7 protein-coding genes and 1 pseudogene are annotated in these 11,193 nt (G+C 58.2%); 2 read left to right on the top strand and 6 right to left on the bottom strand.

Annotated elements, in window-relative coordinates:
* Nucleotides 1-204: 204 nt before the first annotated feature.
* From DUT91_RS23630 to DUT91_RS23610, 5 genes are all read right to left on the bottom strand, one after another.
* The gene (locus DUT91_RS23630; protein WP_114442864.1) at nucleotides 205-1,881 is read right to left on the bottom strand and encodes an ABC transporter ATP-binding protein; all 1,677 of its coding nucleotides are present in this window, start codon (nucleotides 1,879-1,881) and stop codon (nucleotides 205-207) included.
* 336 nt (nucleotides 1,882-2,217) lie between these two features.
* The gene (locus DUT91_RS23625) at nucleotides 2,218-3,522 is read right to left on the bottom strand and encodes a S41 family peptidase (protein ID WP_160113706.1); all 1,305 of its coding nucleotides are present in this window, start codon (nucleotides 3,520-3,522) and stop codon (nucleotides 2,218-2,220) included.
* 36 nt (nucleotides 3,523-3,558) lie between these two features.
* On the bottom strand, nucleotides 3,559-3,939 hold the full coding sequence (locus DUT91_RS23620; RefSeq protein ID WP_114442862.1) for a hypothetical protein: 381 nt from the start codon (nucleotides 3,937-3,939) through the stop codon (nucleotides 3,559-3,561).
* Nucleotides 3,940-4,199: 260 nt separating this feature from the next.
* Entirely contained in the window at nucleotides 4,200-4,796 is a 597-nt protein-coding gene (def, locus tag DUT91_RS23615) for a peptide deformylase (protein ID WP_200835078.1), read from the bottom strand.
* A 323-nt stretch (nucleotides 4,797-5,119) separates the two neighbouring features.
* Entirely contained in the window at nucleotides 5,120-8,698 is a 3,579-nt protein-coding gene (locus DUT91_RS23610) for an autotransporter domain-containing protein (RefSeq protein WP_160113705.1), read from the bottom strand.
* A gap of 594 nt (nucleotides 8,699-9,292) precedes the next feature.
* Between DUT91_RS23610 and DUT91_RS23605 the strand changes: the two genes are divergently transcribed.
* Nucleotides 9,293-10,024 (top strand): glycoside hydrolase family 108 protein, encoded by a 732-nt coding sequence (locus DUT91_RS23605; RefSeq protein ID WP_245419961.1) that lies wholly within the window; start codon nucleotides 9,293-9,295, stop codon nucleotides 10,022-10,024.
* Nucleotides 10,025-10,350: 326 nt separating this feature from the next.
* Here the strand turns inward: DUT91_RS23605 and DUT91_RS25895 are convergent, their stop codons facing one another.
* Nucleotides 10,351-10,500 carry a hypothetical protein gene (locus DUT91_RS25895; protein ID WP_160113704.1) on the bottom strand — a complete coding sequence of 50 codons (150 nt, stop codon included), beginning with the start codon at nucleotides 10,498-10,500 and terminating at the stop codon, nucleotides 10,351-10,353.
* Between the two features lie 444 nt (nucleotides 10,501-10,944).
* Between DUT91_RS25895 and DUT91_RS23600 the strand changes: the two are divergent.
* Nucleotides 10,945-11,193 (top strand): annotated as a pseudogene (locus tag DUT91_RS23600) (transposase); the annotation flags it as partial.

Here is an 11,193-nt window from a genome sequence, read left to right as displayed (position 1 = left end):
CTTTGCGAGGTCGATCGCAAGGATATGCACCGCTGTCATCTGCCTTTCCTCCTTGAGCGCCACCATGGCGCTGGGCTGGCATCATACGCCGATGCCCGCCGGAGGGGGCATCCACCCCATCAGTTCAGGTTCAGTTTTCGTCGGTCGAAAGCGGGGTGGTGAAGGGCATGTGCGAAAACGGTGCGTCCGCAGATGCTCAGAAGCCTATGCGGCGGTGATCTGCCGCCCATCCGCTAAAACGATCACACGATCATCGCCTTGGATGGTGCCCTTCCGGTGAGTGATGGCAAGGACCGTGACCTCGCCGGCAATGCGGCGAATATGATTCATGATCTCGCGCTCGGTCGCCTCATCGAGCGCGGAGCTCGCCTCGTCGAGGAATAGAAATTTCGGGGCAGCGTAGAGCGCCCTCGCGATGGCGATACGCTGGCGCTCACCACCGGAGAGCTTCAGCCCGCGCTCGCCAACGACAGTGTCGAAGCCTTGGGGCATAGCCTCTATACGTTCAAGAATGGCTGCCTTAGCCACGGCAGCACGCAAACGCTCCTCGTCGAGTGGGCGCCCCAGCGCGATGTTCACCTTCAGTGTGTCGTTAAGCAGCATGATCTCCTGGGGCACGACGCCGATCACGGCGTACCAGTCAGCCCGGTCAATGCGAGCGAGGTCCACGCCGTCGACCATGATCTCGCCTGCGGTCGGCTCCAACGACTTCAGCACGAGCTTGAAGATCGTGGACTTGCCCGCCCCGGTCTCGCCGGTGATAAAGGTAATCCGCCCGCGTTCTGCGACAAAGCTCACACCTTCGATGCCGCGCCCATCCTGGTAGGAGAAGCTGACATCCCCAAATTTTAACCGACCATCCGTTGGAACGAAGTCGACTGGATTCCGGACACCCACTTCCTCCGGCGCTGCCCAAATCGTGGCGAGCGGCACCAGGCTGGCTCGCGAGCGAGCGAGCTCGTTGATGGCACGGCCTGCCATTTCGAAGGGACTGTTGAGCTGCAAGAGGAGCGCGTTGAAGAGCACGAGATCGCCAACTGTGATAAGGCCGGCGTGATAGCGAGGCATGAGCAAAGCGAAAGTGATCGCAAACTGAACCGCAAGCGAAAGGCCGTAGAGGCAGGCGTAGACTAAGCGCTTGAGGCAAAAGCTACGCCAGTTCTCGAAAATCTCGCGAGCGCTGCGGGAAAAGCGCTCGCTCATCCATCCTGCACTGCCGAAACATCGCAACGTTTCCATGGTGCTGATCGCATTACCGACGAAGCGAGCGTTCTCCTGGCCCGCCTCGACGATCCTCTCAAGATGCGGCCGCACCGTCTTGTTGGAGACAAAGGTTAGCGCAATGAAAACCGCTCCATAAAGGAAGACGATCACAGCTGCGGCCACGTCGGTCGTGGCGCCGAGCACGGCGAGAGTCAGGAGTAATTGAACGGTGCAGGGGATGAAACTATGCAGCGCGATCTGAGCGATTGTGTCGATCGCTCCCGCCCCCCGTGTTAGAGCGTTCTGAATCTCAGCTGAATTATGCTCGGCAAAGAATCGGGGCGACTTGCAGGTTAGACGATCGAAAAAGCTTGTTTCAGCGATGTAATTGAGCTGTCCGGCGGTCATGGTACTCAGATACTGCGCCATGTGCTGGAGCGTGAGCGCGAGTCCCATGAGGAAAGCATAAAGCACGAAACCGGCGACGAGCCCTGCCCCGGACAATCCGGGCGCTAGCTCGTCGAGAATCCGTGCAAAGACGTAAGGCGCTGAAACAGTTGATATCCGCGAGCATACGATGATCGCAACAACGAGAGTGAGCGTGCCCGAAGAGCGGGACCAGTAGTTTCTCAGGATCATGCCGAGCGGAGCGGCGATCTTTTGCCAATCTTGGAACATGAGGCTTCCCCGTCGGACACGTTCTAGCCTGCTGCAAGCGGCTCTAGCAGCGGGAAAAGGCAATAAAAAGACCGGAATGGCGGGCGGAGACAAGGCATTTTCAATGCTTCCTGTGATTGTTGCTCATTTTAAGCCATGATACAGCGCGCGAGCCGTCCACTCTTCGTCAATTCTATGAAATGCTCCGCCGGATGATCGAGCGCGTTGGGCGTGACCAACCGGCTCCGGATATTCACCCGTCGGTCCGAACAGCGGGAGCCCCCGCATCCGATAGGGGGCTCCATCACCAGCCCACCGTGTCTATGGAGGTGATAGCCACCGAGTTGAGACCTGCCTTTAATTGCGACGGGCAAGCCTGGTTGCCTCCTCAATTGCGCGTTCCAACTGAGGGTCTGCGCCATCGGCATATGGGAGGGATCGCTCAACCAGTATATCCGGCTCGACACCCTTTCCTTCCAACACTTCTCCATAGGAGCGCAATGCGGCAACCGCGATGTAGAGACCGCCTCCGTCTGGCAGCGGAAACAATGAACCCCCGGAAGCTGCGCCTGCAGTGCGCGAGCCCACCAGCAGCGCCCGTCTCTGGTGCTTAGCAACATGTGCCATGACTTCGGCGGCGCTCCGCGTGTGGCCGTCCACGATGATGACCAACGGTACGTTCGGCCGCATGCTCTTCTGGTCAATCCACCGATCGTCTCCGCGGCCTTTCCAGGAGAGTGACGTGCGTGGTCCGAAATAGACATCAAGGATATCCATGCCACCGCCACCGATTTTTCCGCGTGCGTCGAGGATGACCGCGTCAGCGTCAGCAAACTTGCCGTATATAGCTGCCTGCATGGCCTGGGCGGGGCCGCCTGCTGCTTCGCGGGTAAGCATCGTCCATCCGCGCAGATAGCCAATCTTGGCGCCATGGCGCTCGATGAGCCGGGCACTGGCGGTCGTCGCCTCGGCGAGAACGGACAGTGCATCGCCGCTGATTAGGGGCAATGTCTTACCCTCGACTGGGCCATCGGGTCGGCGGCGGAACTGCACGGTCGTTTCTTGGCGAATGGGTGCACTCTTCAAACCGGGCCAATAGGCCGAAAAAACGGCTGAACCAGCCGCGACAATCTCGTCGCCCTCCCGGAGCCCGGCTTTTTGGGCCGGGCTGTCGTCAAGGATCTGGTCGATGAAGTCGCGATCACCGATCCTGACCGCGAAAATCCCCGATCCGCGCAGCTCGGGAGCGCCGCCACGGACATCTGTTGTTGCCTTCAGATAATCAAGTTCGCCATAAACCGAGTAGAGAATGGCAAGCATCGCATCGTCCGGCGGGTAATATGCAGTGTGGGATGTTTTCAGCTTGGCTGGCAGGCTGGTAGCGATCTCCTGAAACCGTTGTTCGTTGTCTCCGATCGTTTGCACTGCGGCTTTGGCGGAAATGCACTCGGCGTTCCAGTCGAGACCCCGCATGGAGGGATCGAGAAAGTGGGCCTGTAAAAGGTTACATATTGAATTGATTGTGGCAATGCGGACCGTTGTATCAATTCCGGCGGCGGCGCTGTGCCAGAAAGGTACGACTGCAGCGACCAGCATGAAAAGTCCAGCCCGACCGGCGATGTGGGACGGTTTGCAATTGAAAAGTGGCGGAAGTGCAATCATGGGGATTTTCCTCCATATGAAACGCAATCGCAGCATTTATTGTGCCCGGCAGGCTTTGCCGTACCATCGGCCTGAGGAGACATCGAGGTCGGCATCCTCGCTCGTGGCACTACAGACTGGGAAACGGGAATCACCCGAACGCATGAAGCTGCGCTCCTTGTCATCCGGTCCCCAATGAATGTCGCTCATTGCCTCCGCGAGACGACGATTGGCTGCTTCTGCTTCACGCTGGGCCGAGAGGTTCAGCATGCAATTACCAAATCCTCCCGTGCCGATGCGAAAGCCATAGCTGGAGCACCGTTCCTGATCTCGTTGCTCGTCTGTCTTCATCTGTTCTTTGACGATTTCGTCAAAGGAGACACAGCCAGAGAGGATGAGCCAGGCAGAAAGAGCACTGATGAGATGCAATCGTTTCATGTACTACTTCCAATACACACAAGGAAAACGCTCCTCGCAGATCTTTCCACGAGGCCATAAACAATCTGTTCTGCTTTGTAGGAAAAAAATAGGGATGCCATCCCCCCTATTTCGCCGACAGGCTAGAGGGATTTGACGCTGGCAGCATTCACCCCATCGAACGCGATGGAAAAAGAGCCGCCAGCGGACATTACACATCGAACTCTTTGTGCGTAGCCGAGAACCTCGGCATGTCCTGAACCCGTGGCTGCGCCAAGCGGCTATTCAGTAGAAGATTTAACGGATGCTTCGATCTCCCGAACCGGCTTGTCCTTCCAATAGCGGGTATAGTTTTCCAGCGACATGAAGCTTCGGCTCAACATGCGATCTATATAGAGCCGACCATAAAGATGATCGATCTCATGCTGAAGGATACGCGCGTACCAGCCCTGTGCTTCGATACGCAGGGGCTCTCCATTGTGATCAAGACATTCCACCAATACATGCCGGGCCCGCGGCACCAGAGCGGTAAATCCAGGAATGCTCAAGCACCCCTCGAAGAAGGTTACATCCGGCTCGGACAGCAGCTGAATTCTCGGATTGATGACGACGTGAAACGGCACAGGATACCGCTCGCGCAACGCCAGCTCCTCTTGCGACAGCCCCCGATGATATTCAGGCCGGTCTTCAATGACTGCCAGTTGCAGCGACAAACCGACCTGCGGTGCAGCGAGACCGACACCGGGAGCATCCTGAACAGTCTCACGCATATTCTCGATCAATTGCTGAATGGATGAAGACTTTATTTCACTGACGGTAAGCACTTGTCCAACCTGCCGGAGCACAGGCTCGCCAACGCTGGGGATCTTGAGGCGCATGCCGTTCTTTCCTTTCATCGACCTGTTAATCATACTGCTGTTCTGAATTTATACGTTCACCTCGGAAGATACCCCATCATTTGGTAAGTTCCGTCCGAGGCATTGCGTATGCGTCGCTTTCCGATCAGATCTCCTGACGCAGCAGGCCTTCGCCAGCGCGAACACCGCGGTGGTTGCGGTCTCCCGCTATATCGGCATTATGTCCCATCCTTCGCCCATGCTGCTCGCGGAGCGTGAGTCGGCTTATCGTTGACATCGGATCGAATGGGGTTTCGTCCACGACCAGATGAAGTTGGGCCCGCGATCTGGTCGGTCCCTTTCAATCAGAAGGCAAGATTAAGCTTTGCGGCGAAACCATGCTCGCGAGTCGAGGAGGCGATCTGACCCTGATAGGAGACGGCGAAGGAAGCGTTCCTTGCCAGCGAAAAATCGAGACCGGCTTCAACGAGGGCAGCATCGCGGGCAAGTGGCGCGCCCGAGACCGTAAAGGGCTGGCCTCCGCCGAACGCATGCGTCGCCGTGGGCGTCACCTCGCCGAAGGCGTGCCGCCAGCCGAGCGTGCCATAGACCCGCATCGTTCGTTCGCCGAGGGGGAGATCTGTATCGGCGCGTAGCCCCAAGCTGGTGAAGGTCACTCCGTCACGGCTCGCAGCTCCGGTCAGTCCGGCAGACTGCGCCTTCTCGCGGTAGCCGTCCACGGAAAGCTTAACATGAGCTAAGTTGACGAACGGCTCGAAACGTGCGGCGCCGAATCCAACCGCATAGCCCATTTCGCCAAACACCTGCATCGTCCGTGCATCATAGGAAGCCTTGGCGGTTTCATGGATATCGGCAAAGACGATCGAGCGGCTCGTATCGATTGCATGCCAGGCGTGCGCCGCACCGAAGCGCAGGCCGAGCGGCCCGATCTGCCGGCCGCCATAGACCGCAACGGTATAGGCGTCGACCTCGGCCGAGGAGGAGCGCGCATCGATCTCGGTTTTCGAGCGCGAGTAGCCGCCTGCCAGGCCAATACGCCAGTCGCCCGCCAGCGCATCAGCGCCCATCAGGATACCGCCCGTTGTGCGCGACACTCCGGCCGCATTGCCATCGCCTTCACGTGAGCCCCAGGCGCCGTAGGCCTGGCTCCAGACCGCAGGACGCAGCGTATCGCCCGGCGCCGGGAGCGTCCCGTCCGGCCCATAGGCCATGACAGACATCGAGGCTGCGCCTACATTGGCGAAGGCGGCGCGGATCCGGTTCGCCGTCACGCGCTGCACGGCGACGGCATCTGTGACGAGAGATCCCTTCACAGAGGCATGCACCTCGCCGGACGTGGCATTGAACGACCATCTGGCCGTCTCCGGGTTCTGGGACACGAGCACAGTCTCATAGAGAGGATCGCCTTCCCCCAGGGCTTCGATCGCCCCGGCAGCGGCCTTCTGGTTGGCGCTCGCGCCTACATCGGCGAAGTGCTTCGTCTGATCCACCGACACGGTTGCAGTTGTGGGTGAATAATCAACAGCGGCGCCGAGGAAGATAAGGCTCGGCAGGCCGCGCTCGTCGAATCGTCCGAACACTCCTTCTCCGGCCGTGAGGACCGTATAGCGGTTGCCCTTGAGTGCACGCAAATCCTTCACGGTGAGCGGAGTCCGGAGCTCCATCTGGGCTCCTAGCTTGCTGAGCATAAGAAAGCTATCGCCGATGCTTGCCGTCTTCTGGACCTCCAGACGGTCGGAAATGTCGCCTTCGATCCCGATCGCGAGTATCGAGCCTGGCTCGAGTTCCACGCTGCCCAAGCCGCCGTCGGCCGCGGTGACCGTCAATGAGCCGATCGCCGCGCCGGCCGGCGCGACTATGCCGGCTGGACGAGCAACGATGCCGCCGACACTTCCCATGCCGCTCAGGACACTACCGGGGAGAACCACCGCCCGAGAGACAATCGACCCATCGACAGCAAATTCGCCTCCATAGATCGTGCTGTCGCCGCTATAGGTACTGCGGCCAGTCAGACGCATGATACCCATATGGACATCGAGTACGCCAGAACCGGAGATGACGCCATCGTAGGCCCATTCGCTGGAGCGGGCATATGACAGAATAGCATCATTGCGGATGTCGCCGGTGATGCTGCCGGTCTCACCACCGATGCCGAGCTGCATCACGCCTTCCTCAATGCGGGTGCCCCCTTCATAGGTGTTGGTGCCGGCGAAGGCGAGAAGGCCCCCTCCTGTTTTGACGAAGGTGCTCGGGCCGTTGATATCGTTCTGCCAGACATCGGCCACGCAGCGCTCCGAAGGACAGGTCTCGGTGATCCGACCCGGAATATTGACGACATAGTCGGTGCGCTCGAAGGCGGCAGCTGGGGTGTCACGCGGATCGTTGGGCTGGTCGCGCGTGAGTTCGATCTCGAACGCGCGTCTGGCCGCCTCTTCTGCCTGCGGCATGAGCACCGAATTGAGAGCGCGCAGGTCTGCCGCCACCTCGGGGTAACCCGCCTGTTCCGCGGCTCGCGCCCGCTGTTCGTTCTCGATGTACTCGGCCAGCAGATGGTGAGCCGCGCCCGCGAAAACGTCGGCACGGGCAACGATGAGGTCGTACCTGACGGCAGCGTCCGCTTCGAATTCCTCGAGTTTCTCGAAATAGTCGCGGCGCAGGCCGAAGATCATCCGGGGACCATCCATCGCCGCCTCAATATCCATATCTCCCCAACCGTAAACGCGGTCAATGCCTGGAGCGCCCTTGTCCCGCGCGGTAGTCAGGAGGATGTCGCGCACCTGCCAGTTTTCAAGGTATGGAAACCGGGACTTGACTATGGCGTGCCCGGCGGTGACCAGTGGAGCCGCCATCGAGGTCCCGGTCATCGTTTGATAATCCGGTCGCAGATTGAATGGACTGACGATCTCTTCCGCCGGCGCCCCTTCAGGCGCGATGGAGACAGGCACAGTGCTCAGAACCTCAGTGCCCGCCGCGCTCAGACAATAATATTTCGAGATACCACAGATGTTCGAGGTATAATCGATCTCCCCCGTCTGGTTGATGTTGACGACGGCGACTGTCCCCTTCTCAAGGCGCCGCCACACGTCGTCACCCATGCCTTCGTTGCCGCTGTCGAGAAACGGAGCGAGGGAGTTTCCCTCGCCAACGGAGATACCTCGAAACAGCCGCGGCCTCACGCCATATCTGTTGAAGGAATCCATCGAATAAAACCGATCATTCCCTGCGGCAGTGATGTTTACGACACCGTGGATTGACGTCTCGATGACATGGGTGTCCGTTGCGTATCGCGCCAAATCATGGATATTCGGTCCTCTATATCCAATACTGCCGTTATCCTGCGGGACCGGAAACGCGTACTCATCGAAATCATATCCATAGCTATGGTTGACGAAATCGACTTTTGTTTCGAGGATGGATTGGCTCAGGGTCGTGCCAGTCAACCTGGCGTTCCAATTCGCGGCACCGTCATCATTGTAATAGCCCGCCAGGAAGCGCGTGACGCCGAAGGCACCGCCATGCATGACGGCCCCGTCCTTGCGCCCGATCATGATGCCGGCTACGTGCTGCCCGTGATTTTGAAGTTGACCGCTCCAATCGACTATCGGCCGGACAGCGGGCGGAAAGAGTCCAAGGGGCCCAAAGGAAATCCCCGCGAACTCGGGGTGGTCCACCCACAGCGGCGAGTCCAGTTGCCCGAGGATAACGCCTTGACCAGTCGCGCCTTGTGCGTAGGCCGCATCAAAGCCGTGCCAATCGAGCCCCCAACTGCCAAAGAATTCCGACGTGCGAAAACGCGCCCGATCATCGGCGGCACCGGGCATGAAGATGGCTGTTTCCTCGCTCTTTTCCCCATAAGCCGGCGTCGAAAACAGCACGGCAAAGATCAGCACCTTGAACAGGTTGCACTCAGATGCTCGCGGCATGGCTGCAGGCCGCCTCGACAGCACTTTTCTTTGCCGGGATGGAATTTCCCCTATACGTGCCCGATCCATGACATCTCCTCATGTAATTTTCGGGCATAAAATGCCTGGTCCTCATAAAATGCCTGGTCCTCGGCAAATGGAAAGGGGCGCCATCCCCCCTATTTTATCGATCCCCCGCGAATGTTCCGAAGCGCTTTTGGTGGGGCTATCTGTTGTTTTACAAATGCTATCCATCAGAGTATTTGGATATGGATAACTGTGCGTCGCGATAGATTTCATTTCCAGTATATCTTCATTTCATATCTCCGTAGCGTCTGTGATGCTGACGATGTCTGGCGGCTATCGCCATTCATTGCATGTCGTCTTGTGGGAGGACTTTGCATGACGCTCACCAATCCATTCAGGAATGTAATTGCAGTGGATCAAGTCCTTGTGCTCGCGGTGCACTTATTTTACGGAAAGGCACGGGTGGTTTGCAGGCGCGGCAGAGCCGGATCCACGAAAAGCTGTTCCATGGGCCATGAAGGACTAGTGGCAAGCCGCCCTCATTGGTGCATTCCAAATTGCCCGAAGCCGGGTGACCGGAAATACGCCATGACAGGAGATTGGCGCGAACTGAAACGGTTTGCTCTTTCTGCCAGCATGTTTTTGATGCTGGCCGTTCCATTCTCGATGGCGTATGCCGCGCCATCGGAAAAATCAACATCTGGGCCATCCATGGGGCCGATGGAAGAAGTTACCGGACATCCTCTACAGGACGAAGGGGCAAGCCGCATGGAGGGCAATTTCGCACGGTCGCTGGCGCTCGTCCTGAAGCATGAAGGCGGTTTCGTCGATGATTTGGTCGATCCGGGTGGCGCGACCAATGAGGGTGACACACTTGCCACCTTCCGCCGTTACCTCAACCCTGGTGCTACCGTGAAGGATCTGAAGCAAATCACCGCCGCCCAAGTCGCGTGGATTTACCGCCAGCAATATTGGGAAAAAATACGCGGCGATGAACTGCCGAGCGGCGTTGATTATGCGGTGTTCGATTTCGCGGTGAATTCCGGACCTGAGCGGGCGGCCAAGTTTCTGCAGGGGATTCTGGGGGTAGCCAAGGACGGTCAAATCGGTCCACAGACGATTAAGGCAGCCCACCAAACAAACGCGGTTCAGGTGATCAATTCCCTATGCGATCAGCGGCTAACGTTCCTGCGCAGCCTCGGAATCTGGTCCTCTTTCGGCAGAGGCTGGGCGCGGCGTGTCAAAGACGTGCGCAACACGGCCCTTAAAATGGTGCGTACGCGGGGGGTGCTCGGACCTATGAAACCTGTGCGCGGGTAGTTCTAGTCTGTACGAGCTATTTCTGAACCGACCTGCGAGAAGTGGCGAAACGCTGCGTTTCCTGGTGTGAACGGGCTGCGGATGGGAGATACCGATCCAGCGTTTTACAGTGGGCCGGATCGGCGTTTTTCCCGAAGGCGATAGTTATCCATCGCTGATGGCGATCACCGTCGAATGATGGGTGGCTAAAATCGTCGCCAATCAGGCGTGACCATAATCTGCTATTTCAATCTGCGGTGGCCGGTCCGATATAATCGACATAATGTATCCCGTTGTGGTTATCGACGGAGGTAACCACAACCCGTTCACCCAAGCGAACGGCTGGCTTACGCCCAGGCTGACTGACCGCCATCTAAGGTGAGCGTATCGTAGGTGCTGTCATACATAACTACCTTACCGTTGGTGACCTGTGCCTGCGCGCCATACGCGGACATGGTGAGCAGAACTGCAGAAGTAGAAAGCACTTTGTTGACCATATATAGTCCTCTCTAAAAATTTTCAATAATCAGGCATGTACCCCGGGGCGACGATGAACGAAGAAAAGGCTTCTTCTAGGCCATCGCCTCCGAGGAACCGGGGCATGGCGGCGGCAGTCCGCCGATCGTGCTGTTCAGATATGCGCCCGGGCGCAGCGGCGCCTTTGCCGAACAGTTCCTGCACGGCTTCAAATTGCAGTTCCCTGCAATATGACGGCTATGATCGCTATAAGCCGGCTTACCGGCATCCCCACGCGCCGAGGGGCCATGGACGCTCGTCCATCGCTGGAGCCATCTGCGCCGGCGCTACGTGAAGCCAGTGCGAAATACAAAATCCCCGATCACCGCATTCCAGCGGTTTTGTGATCTGCGCCCTTCAAACTGGACCAGTTAAGGTTAGAGTTTTCCGGTGGCTTTTCCTGGCTGGGAAAGGAACGGAAAACGATGAAGGCATCGCAGTTTTCGGATGCTCAAAAGGCATTCATCCTGAAGCAGGGTGATGAAGGTATGCCGGTTGCGGAGATCTGCCGGAAGGCGGGAATCAGCCAGGCAACCTATTTTAACTGTCTCGCCGTGCCGATCAGGCCGGTCTGGAGCGTCGTATTCGCGAGATCTGTGAAACCCGGGTGCGCTACGGCTATCGTCGTGTGCATGTGCTCCTGGAACGTGAGGGTTGGGGTACCAATATCAAGC

Origin of the sequence: Paramesorhizobium salinisoli (assembly GCF_003335045.1) — a bacterium.
Taxonomy (GTDB): Bacteria; Pseudomonadota; Alphaproteobacteria; order Rhizobiales; family Rhizobiaceae; genus Paramesorhizobium; species Paramesorhizobium salinisoli.
Note: the sequence above shows the minus strand (reverse complement) of the source record. Positions and strands in the feature narration are given on the sequence as shown.